General features: G+C 61.5%; 18 protein-coding genes. 7 read left to right on the top strand and 11 right to left on the bottom strand.

Going from position 1 to position 17822, the window contains the following annotated elements; genetic code table 11:
• Nucleotides 1–23: 23 nt before the first annotated feature.
• The 9 genes from feaR to HFK74_RS28130 all read right to left on the bottom strand — a co-directional run bounded on the left by feaR (nucleotide 24) and on the right by HFK74_RS28130 (nucleotide 7930).
• Nucleotides 24–944 carry a transcriptional regulator FeaR gene (feaR, locus tag HFK74_RS28170; RefSeq protein WP_180206367.1) on the bottom strand — a complete coding sequence of 307 codons (921 nt, stop codon included), beginning with the start codon at nucleotides 942–944 and terminating at the stop codon, nucleotides 24–26.
• Nucleotides 945–1095: 151 nt separating this feature from the next.
• Nucleotides 1096–2046 (bottom strand): PDR/VanB family oxidoreductase, encoded by a 951-nt coding sequence (locus HFK74_RS28165; RefSeq protein WP_180206366.1) that lies wholly within the window; start codon nucleotides 2044–2046, stop codon nucleotides 1096–1098.
• A 157-nt stretch (nucleotides 2047–2203) separates the two neighbouring features.
• On the bottom strand, nucleotides 2204–2944 hold the full coding sequence (locus HFK74_RS28160) for an SDR family NAD(P)-dependent oxidoreductase (protein WP_180206365.1): 741 nt from the start codon (nucleotides 2942–2944) through the stop codon (nucleotides 2204–2206).
• Between the two features lie 10 nt (nucleotides 2945–2954).
• A complete protein-coding gene (locus HFK74_RS28155) occupies nucleotides 2955–3455 on the bottom strand; it encodes an aromatic-ring-hydroxylating dioxygenase subunit beta (RefSeq protein ID WP_056723082.1) in 501 nt (166 codons plus the stop codon).
• Nucleotides 3452–4735 (bottom strand): Rieske 2Fe-2S domain-containing protein, encoded by a 1284-nt coding sequence (locus HFK74_RS28150; RefSeq protein ID WP_008062096.1) that lies wholly within the window; start codon nucleotides 4733–4735, stop codon nucleotides 3452–3454. The genes HFK74_RS28155 and HFK74_RS28150 overlap by 4 nt, the downstream gene beginning before the upstream one ends.
• A gap of 29 nt (nucleotides 4736–4764) precedes the next feature.
• Entirely contained in the window at nucleotides 4765–5883 is a 1119-nt protein-coding gene (locus tag HFK74_RS28145; protein WP_180206364.1) for an amidase, read from the bottom strand.
• Complete coding sequence (locus HFK74_RS28140) at nucleotides 5880–6365, bottom strand: nuclear transport factor 2 family protein (protein WP_180206363.1); 486 nt, start codon at nucleotides 6363–6365, stop codon at nucleotides 5880–5882. Before HFK74_RS28140 ends, HFK74_RS28145 begins: the two co-directional genes overlap by 4 nt.
• Before the next feature lie 3 nt (nucleotides 6366–6368).
• On the bottom strand, nucleotides 6369–6740 hold the full coding sequence (locus tag HFK74_RS28135; RefSeq protein ID WP_180206362.1) for a hypothetical protein: 372 nt from the start codon (nucleotides 6738–6740) through the stop codon (nucleotides 6369–6371).
• Between the two features lie 26 nt (nucleotides 6741–6766).
• Entirely contained in the window at nucleotides 6767–7930 is a 1164-nt protein-coding gene (locus HFK74_RS28130; RefSeq protein WP_180206361.1) for an acyl-CoA dehydrogenase family protein, read from the bottom strand.
• Nucleotides 7931–8267: 337 nt separating this feature from the next.
• Here HFK74_RS28130 and HFK74_RS28125 point away from each other — a divergent pair, with 337 nt between their 5' ends.
• From HFK74_RS28125 to HFK74_RS28095, 7 genes are all read left to right on the top strand, one after another.
• A complete protein-coding gene (locus HFK74_RS28125) occupies nucleotides 8268–9749 on the top strand; it encodes a sensor histidine kinase (protein WP_180206360.1) in 1482 nt (493 codons plus the stop codon).
• A gap of 276 nt (nucleotides 9750–10025) precedes the next feature.
• Nucleotides 10026–11177 carry an amine dehydrogenase large subunit gene (locus tag HFK74_RS28120; RefSeq protein WP_180206359.1) on the top strand — a complete coding sequence of 384 codons (1152 nt, stop codon included), beginning with the start codon at nucleotides 10026–10028 and terminating at the stop codon, nucleotides 11175–11177.
• Between the two features lie 13 nt (nucleotides 11178–11190).
• Nucleotides 11191–11730, top strand: a complete 540-nt coding sequence (locus HFK74_RS28115) for a MauE/DoxX family redox-associated membrane protein (protein WP_180206358.1) — start codon at nucleotides 11191–11193, stop codon at nucleotides 11728–11730.
• A 5-nt stretch (nucleotides 11731–11735) separates the two neighbouring features.
• Nucleotides 11736–12362 carry a methylamine dehydrogenase accessory protein MauD gene (gene mauD, locus HFK74_RS28110; protein ID WP_008062109.1) on the top strand — a complete coding sequence of 209 codons (627 nt, stop codon included), beginning with the start codon at nucleotides 11736–11738 and terminating at the stop codon, nucleotides 12360–12362.
• Nucleotides 12363–12380: 18 nt separating this feature from the next.
• Nucleotides 12381–12902, top strand: a complete 522-nt coding sequence (locus tag HFK74_RS28105) for a methylamine dehydrogenase light chain (RefSeq protein WP_008062110.1) — start codon at nucleotides 12381–12383, stop codon at nucleotides 12900–12902.
• A 149-nt stretch (nucleotides 12903–13051) separates the two neighbouring features.
• Nucleotides 13052–13573, top strand: a complete 522-nt coding sequence (locus tag HFK74_RS28100) for a cytochrome C (RefSeq protein WP_180206357.1) — start codon at nucleotides 13052–13054, stop codon at nucleotides 13571–13573.
• Between the two features lie 329 nt (nucleotides 13574–13902).
• Nucleotides 13903–15327, top strand: coding sequence for an undecaprenyl-phosphate glucose phosphotransferase (locus HFK74_RS28095; RefSeq protein ID WP_180206356.1), 1425 nt, complete (start codon nucleotides 13903–13905; stop codon nucleotides 15325–15327).
• A gap of 88 nt (nucleotides 15328–15415) precedes the next feature.
• On the opposite strand, the gene HFK74_RS28090 is transcribed toward HFK74_RS28095, so the two are convergent.
• Both HFK74_RS28090 and HFK74_RS28085 read right to left on the bottom strand, forming a co-directional pair.
• A complete protein-coding gene (locus tag HFK74_RS28090) occupies nucleotides 15416–16528 on the bottom strand; it encodes a glycosyltransferase 61 family protein (RefSeq protein ID WP_180206355.1) in 1113 nt (370 codons plus the stop codon).
• A 72-nt stretch (nucleotides 16529–16600) separates the two neighbouring features.
• On the bottom strand, nucleotides 16601–17743 hold the full coding sequence (locus HFK74_RS28085; RefSeq protein WP_180206354.1) for a hypothetical protein: 1143 nt from the start codon (nucleotides 17741–17743) through the stop codon (nucleotides 16601–16603).
• Between the last annotated feature and the right edge of the window lie 79 nt (nucleotides 17744–17822).

Below are 17822 nucleotides of genomic sequence, written 5' to 3'. Positions count from 1 at the left end.
GCTCCTACAGAAGATGTGTTGTATCAGTGCTGGCTATAGCGCTTGCGATAAGCCCCCGGCGACACGCCAAAGCGCGATTTGAACGCCGACGAGAAGTAGCTGGAATCGGAAAAACCCCAGGCGTAACACAGCGCCGACAGCTTCTGCTCGACATCGGCACGGCGCAGGTTTTCCGCGCAGAAGTCCAGGCGCCGGTGCTTGATGTATTGCGCCACCACCAGGCCACGCTTGGAGAACATCCGGTACAGGCCGCGCACGGAAATGCCCACTTCACGGGCGATCAGTTCGGGGCACAGTTCTTCGTCGCTGAGGTGTGCGTCGATGAAGGCGATGATTTTGCGGAACTGCCGCTCATGGGGATCGGCAGCACCGTCACGGGCGCTGATCCCCGGCAATAACAGGCTGGCCAGGGCGTCGAGCACCGCCTCGCTTTCCTGCATGTCCAGCCCTTCCTGATGACGCGTCTCCAGCACCAGCTTGTTGGCCATCGCCGCCAGGGGGCTGTTGGCGCCGATGCGCGTGGCGCAGTTGACGGCAGTGAAGTGTGACCCCCGCTCCACCACCTGACGCGGCAGGATCAGCGACAACTGGCGCGAGTCATCGTTGTAGGTCATGTCGCTCGGGCGGCTGGCGTCGATCAGGGCGATGTCGCCACAGCCCAGTTGCGTGCGGTTCTCGCCCTGCTCCAGGTGCGAGCTGCCGCGCAGCTGGAACACTGCGTAATAGTGGCCGTCGCTGCTGGTGCTGACGTCCTTGCTGGTGCGATACAGATGCACGTGCGCCATGTCGACCACACTGAGGTTGATCGCGCCGCTGCGAAATTCCGTCAGTTGGCCGTAGAAGTCGGTGTCCAGCGCCCGGGCGTCGAAACGCCCGCAGGCCTGGTTCACCTGGCTCAACCAACTTTCGAACGCCTCGTTGCGCACCGTCGATGCTGTAATCATGTCCGCAAAGCCTCACGTTTTTGTTGTTATTTTTCGACCGCTTCGCCGAGCGGTTCGGTAAAAATGTCTGGTGTTCCAGCCTTCTCCTCCCTGGGGGCCGCCGGGCGCCCATTCAACAGGCTCCGGCGCACGCTTTCCAGCATCCTTTAAGTCAAATGTCCAATACCAGACGAGCGGAAAGTGCCCGTGAAACGCAGGCGCAAATCTGCTGGTTGGAGGCCTTTTCCTTGTTGGAAAGGCAGTTGTCGCGGTGCTCCGGCACGCCTCCCAGCACCTCGACGATGCAGGTGCCGCAGATGCCTTCGCGGCACTCGGTGTCGATGTCGCAACCGTGGGCCTGCAACACATCCACCAGGCTGGTGTTGGCCGGCACTTGCAGCACCACGCCGGAACTGGCCAGCTGCACTTCGAAACCGCCGGCCGGAGCGCTGTTGGCCGCCGGATCCGCAGCGAAGTGCTCAAGGTGAATGGCCTCATCGGCGCGACTACGCGCAGCCACTTCCACCACTTTGTTCATGAACGGTGCCGGGCCGCAAGTGTAGACATGTGCCGCCGGGTTGGCGCGGTCCAGGCAGGCGCTCAATTCAGCGTCCAGGTCACCCGGTTCGACGCCGTAGTGGAACTCAACGTGATCGCCGAAATTCGTCGCCAGCAGTTCGGTAAACGCGGCGTACTGCGCCGAGCGGGCGAAGTAATGCAGGCGGTACGGCTGGCCGCTTTCCGCCAGTTGATAGGCCATGCTCAACAGGGGCGTCACACCGATGCCAGCGGCGAACAGCACGTGTTCGCGGGCATTGGGGTCGAGGCGGAACAGGTTGCGCGGCGCACCCATTTCCAGCTCCATGCCCTCTTCCACTTGCTCATGCAAGGCTTGGGAGCCACCGCGCGACTGTGGCTCTTTCTTCACCGCCACCAGGTAGGCGCGGCGATCCTGCGGCGGGCTGCACAGCGAGTACTGGCGGGTCACCCCGGTCGGCCCGGTCAGGTCGACGTGGGCACCCGGTTCATAGGTGTCGAGCGGCTGGCCGTCACTGCGCACGAGGCGAAAGGAACGGATATCCTGTGCTTCGTCGACGATCCTTTCGATTTTCACCTTCATCATGGCATCACCTGAATATTTTTTTGTTTAACACACCCCCTGTAGGAGCTGGCTTGCCAGCGAAGGCGGCCTTGAGTCTTGCATCGCCAAAGAGCACGCCTTCGCTGCGATGCGGCGACCCGACAAGCCAGCTCCTACAGGGTTATTGGTTCATCCATGCTCAGCGCATGTACAGGCCGCCGTTGATGTCCAGGCACGCGCCCGTGACGGACGTTGCGTTGTCGGCAACCAACAACAGCACGCTGTCGGCGATGAACGCCGGGTCGCCGAGGGTGCCGGCCGGGATCATTTTCAGAATCTGTTCCAGGCGCTCCGGGGCCACGGTTTCGCGCACCACCGGCAAGTCCAGCGGACCTGGCGAAATGCTGTTGACCGTCACGCCTTGCGGCGCCAGTTCACGGGCAAACACCTTGGTCAGCGTCGCCACGCCACCCTTGGCCGCGGCGTAATGCGCGCCGGTGGCGGTACCGCCGTTCTGCCCGGCCAGGGACGCGATGTTGACGATGCGGCCAAAGCCACGCTCGGCGAAGTGCGCGCCGAACACCTGGCAGGCGACGAAAGTGCCGCGCAGGTTGATCGCCATCGACTCGTCGAACTCTTCGGGCGTGATGTCCATCAGCGCCGCGACTTTCGATACTCCGGCGTTGTTCACCAGGATGTCGCAGCCGCCCCAATGCTCGACCAGCACGTCGCGGGCATGCTGGAAGTCGGACTTGCTGCGCACATCCAGCTCAATGGCGACAGCGCTGGCACCGCTGGCATCCAGCTCGGCAGCCAGGCGCCGCACGCCATCGAGGCGCACGTCCGCCAGGGCGACGCGATAACCCGCCCCGTGCAGACGGCGGGCGATGCACTCGCCCAACCCGCGCGAGGCACCCGTTACAAGGGCTACTCGACTCATGATGTTGCCCTCACAGAAGGAAGCCGAGCGCGCTCAGGCTGTCGGTGGAGTTGATCAGCCGCACCACTTTGCGCTCCAGGGTCGGCACGCCATCGGTGAAGCGGATGCGGTGGTTCAGGTCGGCCACGAACGGCGTATGCACGCCGCGCTTGTAGGCGTACAGCAACTGCGCCGAGTTGACTTCGACGATGTCGCCGGCCGCTTCAACCAGGCGGAAACGCGAGATCGTGCGGATGGTTTTCGCCGCGTCCACCGCCGACGGCGAGTAACCGGCGGTCAGGCGTTCGATGCGCAGGTCACGCATGCGTGCGTCGTCGTAGGCGTAGTTCAGCGTCGCCTCGAAGTCTTCGGTGTCCGGGTCGATCGGCACGATGTACTTGCCGCTCTCGCTCCACAAGGTCGCCCACTCGGCATAGTTCTTGTGGTCGAGCAGTTCGGCTTCGCGCCAGATGAATTCGATGGCCTGGGCCAACGGGCCGGAAAAACCGTTCAGGGTGTCTTGATTGCTCATTGGCTCATCATCCTTTTCCACATGTCGTAGGCTCCGCGCATGCCGCCCTCGTCGGTGGCGTGGCTGACCTTGTCGCCGTTTTCAGCGGTGATTTCGCGGTTCAGGCCGCGGTTGACCAGGATCGGCGCGTCGACGCCGGCGTACGAGCCGCGCTGCACGCGGTCCCAGGCTTCGGCATCGTCGGGGCTGCCGAAACCGAACGGGCCCTGGAAGTGTTCGTGGATACGCATGCGTTCGCGGTTGGCGATTTCCGGGCCGCCGTCCATGCCCAGGGCCACGTGGCGGATCTCGGTTTCGGTGACCGACACCGGACGCAGTACGCGGAAGAACGACATCGACATCGCCACGTTGGGGAACAGGTTCAGGTTGAAACCGGCGCCGTGCAGCGAGCGCACGATGCGGCGTACCTGATCGGCCGGCATGGTTTTCGACAGTTCTTCGGTGACGTGGGCAAAGCGTTCCTGCAATTGTTCGGTGCCGTCATCGTGATCGAGATCGACGTGTTCCGGCACCATCACCATCACGCTGTGGCCATTGCCCAGCGAGTGAGTGACGGCCTGCTCGTCGGTCATGAACGAGAGCATTTCCGAGGTTTCTTCATCCACCGACGACATGAACGACTTGTGCACGATCGGGAAGTGGTAACCGTCGGTGGTGTTTTCCAGCTGGATCTTCCAGTTGCCCTTGAAGCTGAACTTGTGTTCGCCCTGGGTCTTGATCGGGTAACCGGCGCCCTGCTTCATGAACAGGTCCATCCAGTGTTTGGCGCCGCCAAGGAAATCTTCCAGCGGTTCGATCTCGTCGTTGTAGCTGGCGAAGACCATGCCGGCGTAGCTTTCCACGCGCAGGCTGGTCAGCGGCAATTCCGACTTTTCCAGGATGCCTTCGTAGCCGTCCGGATACGGCAGCGCCCGCAGCTTGCCGTCCAGGCCATAGGACCAGCTGTGGTACGGGCAGGTGAAACCGGTGGCGTTGCCCTTGTGCTTCTCGCACACAGTGGCACCGCGGTGGCGGCAACGGTTTTCCAGCACGTTGATGTTGTTCTTCTTGTCGCGAACGACGATCACCGGGCGACGGCCAATGGTGGCGGTCTTGAAGTCGCCGCTGTTGCGCACTTCGCTTTCGTGGGCGACCCACACCCAGGTGCGGTAGAAAATCTTCTCGAGCTCGGCTTCGAACAGCGCCGGGTCGTTGTACAGCGAAACGTCGACGCGGTCGTGCTGGACCAGCTCTTCGGGGCTTTTCGACGTTGCGATCAGCCGGTATTCATGAGTGCTCATGCGGTTCTCCTCATGGCTTCTTGTTAGATTTAAAGGGTTGAGGCTTGCAACTGCGCACCAAAGGCGCAGACGAGTTCGTCCTGGCCTTTGCGACCGACAATCTGCAGGCCGACTTTCAGCCCGCCGCAATCGAGCTCCACCGGCACCGTCAGCGCCGGATGGCCGCTGAGGTTGAAGGGACGCACCAGCGGGGTCATGCCGGCCACGGCCTTGCTGCCGCTACGCGCTTCGCTCAGGGTCGGCGGCAGGCTCGGCATGGTCGGCAACAGCAGCACGGCGAAGTCTTCCAGCGCGGCATCCACCTGCTGGGTGAAACGGGTGCGCACGGCTTCTGCCTCTGCGAGCTCTTCACGAGTCGTGCGGCTGGCCGCCAGCAGGCGGGTTTCCACATCGGCACCGATCAGGCCTTTGCCGGTCAGGTGACCAAACGCGGCCCAGTTTTCGAAATTGATCACGGTGAGGCCCGCGGCGAACGCGGCTTCGAATTCGCTCAATTGCAGGTGGCTGCGACGCCAGCCCGCGCGGTCGGCGGCAGCACCCAGGCTGGCTTGCAGGTGGGCGTCACAGGCCACGTCGAGGAAGCCGACCTTGGCGCCGTCACCTGGCAAACCTTGCACGTTGAAGCCCGGGCAAATCACCTGCATGGCGGCGATCAGGTCGTCCATGGTCCTGGCGAATGGCCCGACGCAATCGAGGCTGGACTCCAGCGGATGCGCGCCGATGCGGCTTACACGACCGTAGGTCGGCTTGAGTCCGGCAATGCCGCAGCAGGCCGCCGGCACCCGCACCGAACCACCGGTGTCGGTGCCGAGGGCGATGTCCGCCAACCCGGCGGCAACAGCCGATGCCGAACCGCTGGAAGAACCGCCCGGCACCCGATCAGGTGCTTGAGGATTCACCGGCGTGCCGGTCCAGTCGTTTATGCCGGTGACACCAAATGCCAGTTCATGCAGGTTGGTCTTGCCGACGATCTGCCACCCAGCGTTGAGAATCGCGTCCACCACTTCGGCGTTTTTCGTCGCCGCTGGCGCATCGGCAAAGGCACGACTGCCGGAGCGGGTCGGGTAGCCGGCGATGTCGATGGAATCCTTGATGGCCACGCGCTTGCCGTTGCCACCGAGGAGAAATTCGCTGATGAAAGTACTCATGCGCCCAGCTCCTGCTTTGATAAATGAGAGCTGAACAAGCGTTGAGTGCGGAAATGCGCGATCAGCCACACGCCGTCGACACAACGGAAATCGATGTTCAGTCGCGTGCCGAACAGTTCGCTGCGCTGATCGGCGTAGGTGGAAATCTGCTGCATGATCCACTGCCCTTGCGCCGCATTACCGTCGACCACGATCGACTCGCTGGTGAGGTAATGCAGGTTCAGCTGGAAGTGGTCCGACGGCGGCAGGTAACCGCCGACAAACGCCGCCACGGCCTCGCGTCCACGATGCTGGCCGAAGGTCTGCGCAGTCTCGCGACCAACGCCTTCCCAGATCGCATCGACGCAGAACAGCTCGGCCAGTTCGCTGACCTGGGTCGGCGCCCTCGGCACGTCGCAGAGGTCCATGTAGCGCGCCATCAAGCGACGCACCGCGCTTTCCCCTTCGAGCGTCGCCAGACGCTGCAGCAAGGCCTCGTTCATGGCTTACACCTTGGCCGCGTCAGGGATGGTCAGCGGGCGACCGATGCGCGCTTCGACCTTGGCGTAGCGCCACAGGCTGTATTCGTTCACCGGCGTGGTGCGGAACAGGTTGCAGGCATCGATCACCGACTGGTGGCAGTCGACGTCGGCCATGATGTACACGGTCCAGGGCGAGGTAGTGGACGGGCCGACCATCAGGCGGTCGTCATCCATGGCGCCGAGCACGGTGATGCCGGGCATCGCGCCCAGGTCGCCCATCATCTTGCTGAAGCCTTTCCACACGCTCAGGCCTTCGCCGGTGGGCAGGTCGAAAAAGTTCTGGGTGATGCCGATGCAGAAGACGACGCGCAATGGTTCTTGAGTGGTTTGGGTCATGAGTCTTGATCCTTGAAATAGAGGTTTCAGATGTAGCCCGGGAACGGCGGTACGCCGAGGAACACCGAGCCGGCGCCGTCATACAGGCCTTCGCTGAGGAAGGCGTGCTGGGTCACCACCATCGAGTCGCGCAGGTAGCGTTGCAGCGGATGGCGCAGGTAAATGGCGGTGGTACCGGCCAGGCTGTAGGCGCTTTGCACCACCTCGGCGCCGGCCTGGGACACGTGAATGGCGGATAAACGCAACAGGCTGGTCTGCTCCGGGGTGACCGGATTGCCCGCGAGGATCGAGTTCCATACCTGTTCGGTGGCGTTGTAGAAGAAACCGCGGGCGGCAGTGAGCTTGGCTTCGGCCTTGGCGATTTCGATGCGCACGTAGGCGCGGTCGGACAGTTTCGGCGCGCCGGTGATGCCACTGCCGCCAGCCATGCGGCTGATTTCATCGAGGGCAGCGCGGGCCAGGCCGAGGTTGACCACCGCCAGCACTTGCGCGGCATAGGCAATCGAGGGATAGCGGAACAGCGGTTCGTCGATGGTCGAGGCACCGCCGCGGATGAAGGTCCAGCGCTCGTCGACGCGCTTGTCGGACACGCGCAGGTCGTGGCTGCCAGTGCCTTTGAGGCCGACCACGTCCCAGTTCTCGACGATCTCTACCTGCTCCGGACGGAATACAGCGGTGCGTGGCTTGCCGCCCGCAGCACCGATGCCCACGCCCAGCAAGTCAGCGCCCTTGCAGCCGCTGGCGAATTTCCAGGTACCGTTGACCTGATAACCACCCTCTACCGCTTCAGCCGGTTGCAATGGAAACAGGCCGCCGGCGAATACCAGGTCAGGGCTTTGTGCATAGAGTTCAGCCAGGGTTTCACGTGGCAAAGCCGCCAGGTAGACACCGGCACTGCCGAAGCTGGCAACCCAGCCCGCCGAGCCGTCGGCTTCGGAGATGCGCTCGATCATTTGCAGGAACAGGGCCGGCGCCAGGGCGTCACCGCCGAAGCATTTTGGCGTGGCGGCACGGTAGATGCCCACTTGCTTGAAACGCTCGATCATGTCCCGTGGCACATGGGAGCCGGCGTCGAACTCGTCGCGGCGCTGGCGTACTTCAGCCAGTACCTGCGCAAAGGCCTGGCTGTCGACGACATTCTCGTCAACGCCGATCGATGCGTCTTGTTGCGCAACCGCTGAACGCAGCATGGGCATTCTCCGTTTTGATTATTGTTAGTGGGGTGACACTGCGCCGCTGTCTGTAGGAGCGAGGCTTGCCCGCGAAGAACGTTGACGCGGTCTGCCTGAGAGACCGCAGCGCCTCGTTCGCGGGCAAGCCTCGCTCCTACAAGAGAATCGGGAGCGGTGTGGCTACCGTTGCATTGCGGTCCAGTGTAAAAACCGCCGCGAAGCGCAACTATTGGTGCGTGCAGCCCCCCGGCTAAAGAAATCCCCTAGTCGCACACCGGTTACCTCTGAGCGCGTCTCCCTGTGCGAGCAGGTATAAAGCGCCATACTGGAACCCTCTGCCGTAAAGGGCTGTGCGATGTACTTGCCAAAACCGAACGACTTCCATGCGCTGATCGAAGCCATGCCGCTGTGCATCATTCTTCACGATGCGCACACCAAGGAAATTCTCTGGGCCAACGCGGCCGCCCTGGCGGCGCTGGGTTTTACCCTGGACGAACTGACGCCGCTCAAAGCCCCGGACATGACCCGCGACGCTCCGAAGTACCGGCGCTCGGTGGGCCTGCGCTGGCTGGAAGGCGCCGCGCGCACCGGTCAGCGCGCCATCGAGTGGTGCTATCGCTCCAAGCAGGGGGTGGAGATTCTTTCCGAGGCCGTAGCGACCCTGGTGCACCTGGACGGTCGCGATGTGCTGATGGTGCAGTTCCGCGACATCTCCAAGGAGGACAAGGTCAAGCGCGACCTCAAGCGCTTCGAAAGCCGGCTCAAGGCCTTCATGCAGGACCTGGCCGAGGGTGTGGCGGTGCTCGGTCCCGAGGGCGATATCGGTTTTATCAGCGACTCCGGCGCGCACTTGCTCGGAAGTGAAGTCCATCCGTTGATGGGCAAGAACTTCCTGGCCTGGTGCGACGACGCTTCGCGCCAGCGCCTGCTGCAACGGTTCGCCCACGAAACGCCGGAACACACACCCTTCAACGTGCATTACCAAGTGCAGCGCCGGGACGGCGAATGGCGCTGGCATGATGCGACGTGCCGCTATATAGAGATTGAGGATGACCTGGTCGGCCATCTGCTGCTGTTTCGCGATGTCACCGAGCAGGTGCAGGCCGAAGAAGCGCGACGGGTCAGCGAGCAGAAGCTCGAATACCTGGCGCGCTACAACGCCATGGGTGAAATGGCCGTGGCCATCGCCCATGAACTGAGCCAGCCGCTGGCCGCCACCCGCAATTTCATCGAGGGCGCGGTGATTCGCCTCGGCAACGCGGCCGACGCCGATCAGGGCGTCACCTGGGGTTTGCAGAGCGCCGTGCGGCAGATCGAGCATGCCTCGGTGATCATCAAGAGCGTGCGCGATTACGTGGTGAAACTGGAGCAAAGCGAAGAGCTGATCGACCTCAACGAGCTGCTGCGCGAAACCCGTTATTTCATCAGCCTGAGGGCCGATCCGAGCCTTGTGCGTGTGGAAGTCGTGACCTCACCCGAGCCGCTGCGGGTCAGTTGCGAGAAGGTGTTGATTGGCCAGGTGATCCTCAACCTGGCGTTCAACGCGATTGAAGAGATGGCCGACCTGCCGCTCGAACGCCGGGTGTTGCGCATTCATGCCAGCGCCGCCGACGGCGTGGCGCTGGTGCGCATAGAAGACAGCGGCCGCGGCATCCAGGCCCAGGCGCAAGAGAAACTGTTCGACGGCTTCTTCTCGTCCAAGGTCAGCGGCAATGGCATCGGCCTGGCGCTGTGCAAGAACATCATCGGCCGTCATCGGGGCGATATCTGGGCGCAAAACCTGGAGCCTTGTGGAGCCGTATTCACCTTCTCCCTTCCTCTCGCCACCTCCGCCTGATCCCCCCGCGATCTGATCGTTCCCACGCTCTGCGTGGGAATGCCTCAACGGACGCTCCGCGTTCGGCTTTTGATTTGGGACGCGGAGCGTCCCGGGCTGCATTCCCACGCAGAGCGTGGGAACGATCGACGGTCAGCCCCCCGACACTGGCACAGATACACAAACACTTGGCAGGCAGGGCAATTCCCGAGATTGCCGGGCGAGGCACTATTCGATGGTCAGAATCTGCCCACTCACCCGCGATCCGCGTTACCAATAATTCAGGAAGTTCCCCTTATGCGAACAAACAGGATCTCCGTACAGTCAGCGCTAGGCCTGAGCCTGCTTGTACTCGGCTTGAACAGTGCCCACGCGGACCTGCCCGCCGACACCGGCATCGGCCAGACCACCTTGGCCTTTCCCGCTGAACCGCACCGGGCATTCGTCGTCGATGTCGAGTTCGAAAGTTTCGTCGCCGGGCGTGTCACCGTGGTCGACCCCGACCAGAAACGCGTGCTCGGCATGGTTCCGACCGGCTTTGCCGCGCCTTCGGCCCTGAGCCATGACGGCAAGCTGATCTACAGCGCCGACATCTGGTATTCGCGCGGCACCCGTGGCACCCGCACCGACGTGCTGACCGCGTGGGACAGCTCGACCCTGTCGCCGGCCTGGGAAGTACTGATCCCGAACAAGCGCGCCGAGTCGCTGACCCAGCGCTACGGCCTGAAGACCAGCGGCGATGACCGTTTCGTCTACGTCTACAACTTCACCCCGTCGACCTCGGTGACCGTGGTCGATACCCAGGCCAAGGCCGTGGCCACGGAAATCGCGATTCCCGGTTGCGTACTCAACTACCCGATCGGCAAGCGCAAGTTCGCCTCACTGTGCGGCGACGGCAGCCTGCAGGTCGTGACGATTAACGACGAGGGCAAGGAAACCGCGCGCAGCCGCACGCCGTTCTTTGATCCGAACGCGGAAAAACTGGTGGAGCGTGCAGTCAACGTCGGCGACACCTACTACTTCACCACCACCACCGGCACCGTGCGCGGTGTGGATTTCAGCGGCGATGCGCCGAAAATCCTGCCGAGCTGGTCGCTGGTCACCGATGAAGAGAAAAAAGCCGGCTGGGCGCCAGGCGGCTGGCAGCTGATGGCGGTCGCGCCGAAGCTGAACCGCCTGTACGTGCTGATGCACGACGCCCACGAGCCGATGAAGTGGGAAGACCCGAGCCCCCTGATCTGGGCCTTCGACCTCAAGACCGGCAAGAAAATCGGCACCCTGGAAGCACCGGTACCGGTGTGGAGCATGCAGGCGACGGGTGACGACAAACCGTTGCTGTTGGGCACCGACGTTGAAGGCGGCTTGCAGATCTTCGACCTCAAGACCAACAAGCACACCGGCAGCATGGCCAAGGTCGCGAAAACCGCGACTCAGGTCATGAGCTACTAAACGAGGTTCGGCCATGCAATCAGATCCGATCTTCATCCTTGCCAGCGCCATCGCCATTGCGGTGCTGCTGGCCAGTGCCGCGACCCACAAGGTGCGAGCGCCAGCACGCTTTCGCAAACAGCTTGCCGATTATCAACTGCTGCCCGACGCGCTGGTGCGCCCGAGCGCGCGGTTGATTCCACTGCTGGAACTGGCGATCGCGTTCGCGTTGCTGGTGCCGGTCAGCCGTCCCTGGGCGGCGTTGAGCGCGGCGGGCCTGTTGGCACTGTACGCCGCTGCCATCGGCATCAACCTGTGGCGCGGTCGTCGCGACATCGACTGCGGCTGCGCAGGCCCCGACCAGGCGCAACCGCTGCGCCCTGTGCTGCTGCTGCGCAATAGCGTGCTGGTGGCGCTGGCGCTGCTGGCCAGCGTGGCACCGATTACCCGCGACATGACTGTGTTCGATGGCTTCGTGACCCTGGCTTCGGCCGCCGTCGCGCTGCTCATCTACGCCGCGGCCGATGGCCTGGCGGCGAACTCCCCTCTTCTGCTCAAATTGATTGGTAGGTAATCACAATGGAAGGCTTGATAGTTTCCAACGTTCTGCTCTGGGTATTGCTGGTGGCCGTGGCGTTCGTCGTCATGGGCCTGGTCCGTCAGATTGGCGTGCTGCACGGCCGTCTGGCCCCGGCCGGCGCGCTGATGATGGACAAAGGCGTGGCGGTCAACGAAGCCGCACCGCAAGTGACCGCTGCCGACCGTAATGGTCGCCCGGTGAACTTCGGTTATGCCGGCGAGAAATCGCAACTGCTGTTCTTCCTCTCGCCGACCTGCCCGATCTGCAAGTCGCTGCTGCCGGCGATCAAATCCATCGCCAAGGAACAGGCCAGCACGCTGGACGTGGTGTTCGTCAGCGACGGCGACATGGACGCCCAGCAAGCGCTGATCCGCGAACACAAACTGGAAGACGCCACCTACGTGGTCGGGCCGGAAGTGGGCATGACCTACCAGATCGGCAAGCTGCCGTACGCCGCGCTGATCGACAAGTCCGGCACCCTGCGCGCCAAGGGCCTGGTCAATTCCCGCGAGCACCTGGACAGCCTGTTCGAAGTCGAGCACCTCAAGCACGCCACGCTGCAGCAGTACCTCAATGCTCAGCCCCACGACCACGCTCACGATCATAGCCACGGCCATAGCCACTGATAAGGCAGGGAGACCTTCATGAAACTGCTGGATCTGTTGTTCGAGCGCTCCTCGCGCCGTGTTGCCGACACGACTTCGCGCCGCAAACTACTGGCCCGCATGGGCTCGCTGATCGTGGCCGGTGCCGCCCTGCCCGTGCTGCTGCCACTGGACCGTACCAGCAAGGCGCTGGCCGCCACTGACCCGAAAGCCGGTGACCCGGGTGATCCAAACAGCTGCGACTACTGGCGCTACTGCTCCATCGACGGCTTTCTGTGCAGCTGCTGCGGCGGTTCGGTGACGTCCTGCCCGCCAGGCACCGAGGCCTCGCAAGTGACCTGGATCGGCACCTGCCGCAATCCGGCCGACGGCAAGGACTACATCATTTCGTACAACGACTGCTGCGGTAAGCAAAGCTGCGCCCAGTGCGCCTGCACCCGTAACGACAGTGAAGAACCGGCCTACCGCCCGTTCAACAACAACGATGTGAACTGGTGCCTGGCCGCCAAATCGCACATCTATCACTGCACCGTTTCGATCATCCGTGGCGTGGCGGTCTGACACGCACCACCGCCGGTTGCCCTGGCACCGGCATTGGTCCCTTGTAGGAGCTGGCTTGCCAGCGAAGGCGTCCTTGAGCATTGCGTTGTTCTTTCGGGCGCCTTCGCTGGCAAGCCAGCTCCTACAGGTCCCCTTTAAGGAGACATCTCATGCGCAAGCTGCTGGTCCTCGGTCTCGTCTGCACCCTGAGCACCCCACTCGCCCATGCCCGGGCCATCCCGGACCCGACGCAGCGTCACGCGCCGGGCAACGAGGAACTGCAAAAGCCCATCGCCCAGGCTGGCTACAGCGTGGGCGTGAACTATCAGTTGCAATGCGCCGGTTGCCATCTGGGCAACGGCATGGGCTCGGCGGCCAATGACACGCCGCGAATGACCGGGTTTGTCGGTAACTTCCTGAAAGTCCCGGGCGGTCGCGAATTCCTGGTGCGCGTGCCGGGCATGTCGCAATCGGCGTTGAACAACGCGCAACTGGCTGACCTGCTCAACTGGCTGATGCGCGAGGACGGCATGGCCGGCAAAAGCCGACCCGCCGATTACCAGCCCTACAGCGCAGACGAAGTGGCGGCACTGCGTGCCAAAACCATGCTCAACCTGCCTGGTACCCGCGCCGAACTGATCGGCAAGATGCGCGCCCAAGGCATCGCCATCGAAGACGGGATGAATAACTGACAGCGCTGCCCATGCGCTGCTCGTCCGCTCTTCCCGCCCCAGCAATCCAAGTGCTACCGATGGTCGTCCAGTCCCCCCAAAAGCAGGCCGGCCGGCGCCTGCGTCCATGCTGCACACTAAACTTCGTCCATTGCGTGAATGAATCCACACTGCTGCTAAAGTGATAGCACGGGATGCCGCTTTTTCCCCTGCCTGCGAATTTCGGTGGACGGTGGATTTCTCGACTATAAGTAGCTTGCCGATGAGGCTAAAGCTCTGAAACGAAGGTGGTTTTGACCTGGATCGCGTTCGGGTTGGGCGCGAGGGGGCAGCAAAAATGGGATCTGATCATGATTTTTGAGCCGAGCAGTAGCCGTTCCGTACTCCAGCGAAGAAGCAGTACCAGTATCTTTATCCAGGCAGGCCTCGATAGCCTCGCTGTCACCGGTGTCGCGTGGTACCTGATTGTTTATCACGTCGGCTTCATCACGCAGGCTTATGTGATCATGGTCCTGCTGTTGCTGGGGGCATTGGCCGTCGTCTACGACCACTACGCCATTTATCGAAGCAATGTCGGCTTTGCCGTCAAGGCCTTCAAACTGTTCAAGGCATGGACCGCCGCTTTTTGTTTTCTCGTCGCCATGGCCTTTCTTACGAAACAGAGCGAACAGTACTCACGCTTGCTGGTCGGTGAGTTGTTCGTCATCGGTTATTTCGCCCAGTTGCTTTTGCACCTCGCGACCCGTGAACTGCAAAAGAAATTCCTGGCTCACCCCACCCAGCGGGACAACGCACTGATCATCGGTTCGGGAGAGCTGGCGGACTTCCTGCACCAGAAAATCAGCAACAATCCCTGGCTGGGTGAGCGGGTGGTCGGCTCCGTGTTGATCGGGGCGGCCGATGACCAGGGCAAGGATGGCTCGGAGAACCCCAACCGCCTGGCGATCCTGGGGCATATTTCCGATCTTGACGACCTGGTCGCGCAGCATTCCATCCGCACCGTGTACTTCGTCACGCCACTGGACGGCTCACAGGTGATCAAGGATGTGTACTTGAAGCTGTTCGACAAGCACATCTCGGTCAACTGGGTACCGGACATCTTTTCCCTGCGCTTGATCAATCACAGTGTTCGCGAGATTGCCGGCATTCCCGTGCTGACCTTGTCCGAAACCCCACTGATGGGCATGCGCCTGCTGCTCAAGAACCTTGAAGACCGCGTGCTGGCGTTTCTGCTGTTGCTGTTTGCAGCGCCGGTACTGGCCATCGTCGCCATTGCGATCAAGCTCGACAGCCCCGGGCCGGTGTTCTTTCGCCAGCAACGGATGGGCTGGAGCGGCGGGCCTTTTCGCATCTGGAAGTTCAGGAGCATGGTCGTCCATCAGCCCGAAGACGGTGTGGTCAAGCAAGCACAGAAGAATGATCCGCGCATGACCCGGGTCGGCGCCTTCATTCGACGCACCAGCCTGGATGAGCTGCCGCAGCTGTTCAACGTGCTGATGGGCGAAATGTCCCTGGTCGGGCCGCGTCCCCATGCCATCCAGCACGATGCGCAGTATTCGCCCGACATCGCCGATTACTTTGCGCGCCACAACATCAAGCCAGGCATCACTGGCCTGGCCCAGGTACGTGGCTATCGCGGTGAAACCAAGGATATCGAACAGATGATTCGGCGGGTGGATTCGGACATCGAATACATCAACAACTGGTCGCTGTGGCTCGACTTCGTCATCCTTGCCCGAACGGTGACGGCCTTCTCCGGCAAGCATGCCTACTAGTCGTGTATTGCACGATATCCAACACCCGGTAGCGCTGACGATCAGCGTTACCGGGTTATCAACAAGAAAGGAAAACCCTCAAGAAGCATCAGGCCGGAAACAGGTCGAGCGTGCGCTCGACCTCATCGGGGTCGATCCTGAAACCTTCGCCGTCCGGCGTGCCCACTACAAAACCGAAGTTCTGCCGGTCGCGATCCGTCAGGTACTTGAAGAAGCAGACGAAACGATCAGGCGGTTGCAGGATCAGCAGCGAACCGCCGGGTGCAAGGACATTGACGCCGTGTATGAGTTGGCTGCCTTCGATGCCGATCACGGTCCTGGCCCCGGCACAGGCGGCGACGATGCTCGCCACATCCATTTTCGACGGGTCGATGATGCGAAAGCCCCGGCGCTCACGCAGACGCTCAGCCAGCTCCAGTTCATTGCGCAACAAGCGCAACTCGCCCTTGTTGCCCCGCAGCACGAATACCCCGGGATGCGGGCTGACATCGACATGCGACAGCAACTTTTCAGACATGGCGCGAAAGCGCAGGTGCTTGTGGCGGTTCTGAGGGATGTCGTCAAAGATCACCAGCTCACGAAAAAATGCGTTGCGCAAACGCAGCGGATTCATGCCCAGCCACTTTTCATAGCCGGGGGCGTGAAGTATCCCGTGCCTGGTGGCGCTGACCTCAGTTTCAGCGAGCGCCGTGGTCACCGGCACGCCCTCCTCGCAAGCCATTGGATAGGTGATGCAATCATCCACCATCCACGAGCCAAACCAGGTGTTGCCACCCACGGTGCAATACATCGCCCCGCGGTCGATTTCGTTTTCTATGCGAATCTTCGGCAACCAATGGGCCCTGGGCGATAACCAGGTTTTGGCATCACCTTTGTAAAGCGCGCCGTCGATCAACCAGGCGTCCTTGAGCAGAAAGGCGCGAGTCGGACCGTGCTGGACGGGACCGTTGCCCTCCATGGTGCGACGGGGATGTTCGAAGGGATAAAACTGCCACCCGGTCACGCGTTCAAGCTGGTTGGGCAGGTAAAAAGCAGGCGGAGCAATCGATACATCCGCGGGAGCCACTTCCCAGGTTTTCACCGCGACACTTTGCAGGTTCAGCGGCGGTTTCCTGGCAAGTTTCTCCTTGAAAATGTGTTTGTACGCAGCAAAACTCCATTTCGCCCCAGCGCCGCTCACCAACATATTCGATTGCGACATAAGGATTACCACTCTGATACGTTTAAATACAAATTGCGCTAGTCGTCCCTGTGCGCAAAATCAAAACTCCAATCAGTTGCAAATAATGGTTTCCAGAACAGGGGGCGACTTCAGATGAGCATATCGACCGCATAAAGTCTCAAGTAGTTGTACTTGTGGCTCTTTGGCGCAATGAAGATAGACCTTGCCGAGCCCACCAAATCCCATTTCGCGATAGCGCTCGGCGACTTCTTCATCGCTTTGCCCGTCCGGCAAACCCAGATGCAGGGTCAGTTTTCTACCCTCTACGGCAAACAAGGGGGTTTCCCAGAGAAATTGCGCGACGCCCACCTTGGGCAGCCGGACAAACAGATAACCGTGGTTATTCAGCGTATCGACATCGCCACCGCGCCGTCTTTTCCACTCCAGCAAACCATCGTCCGGGCGCGCCAGGCAGGTGCCGATATCGTAATAGTCGAAGCCGTTTTCCAGTGCCCATTCCAGCGCCATGAAGGTGGTGATCGAGTTGATTTCCCGTAGCTTTTTCGCATCCGAATAGACTGTTTCGGGGTAGCCGAAACGGATCGTGCTCCAGTAACGCTTGCCCGCGCGGGTAATCACGCAGCCAAGGTGACAGGCGACCACTTCGTCTTCCAGCAACACCAGGTCCAGTCGGCCGGCGGTTTTCGCCACCCTTCGCACTTCCTGCTGCTCGATTTGCGAAGCAGACGTGCCATGCCTTGCACTGGCATAGGGCTGCAGCATGCCCTGGTCGGCACTTTCGATTTCGTCGTCGTTCAACGCCTGTTTAAGGCGATAGCGCAAGCGGTTTTTGCGAAGATTGCGGCGCAACTCGGAGTTGTATCTTGCAGTGATGTCCTCGATCGATCTGCCCAGGGGAACGACAGCGCTAAGATACTGGGGCACGCAGAGTGCGCCCGGCGTCGGTATTTCACTGACAAACACCGTCCGGCCTGATTTATCCGCCTTGACTTGCTGATTGGCTACCTGAGGTTCAGCCCCCATGAGAACTTTCACAAATTCGCGCTGTGCCTTGCGGCCCATATAGAGAATGTCGTAAGCGCTGTCTTCGCGCAGCTTGAACCTGACAAATTCCCAGCGCCAGAAACAGGCCCGAGCGGCAATATCGCGCAGCCAGGCGTGGGCTTTCCTCAGTTCAAAGCGTACCGACGGCGTAATCAACTGACGCAACAGTGCCTTTACATATTCTTTCATTTGGTATTAACACTAAATGATTAAGGAAAGATTATTCGAAAGTTCGAATCAAGGAATAACAGGCTGATAACCAGGCTTC

Origin of the sequence: Pseudomonas sp. SbOxS1 (assembly GCF_013416725.1) — a bacterium.
In the GTDB taxonomy this organism is placed as follows: domain Bacteria; phylum Pseudomonadota; class Gammaproteobacteria; order Pseudomonadales; family Pseudomonadaceae; genus Aquipseudomonas.
This window is presented reverse-complemented; position numbering and strand designations above follow the sequence as displayed.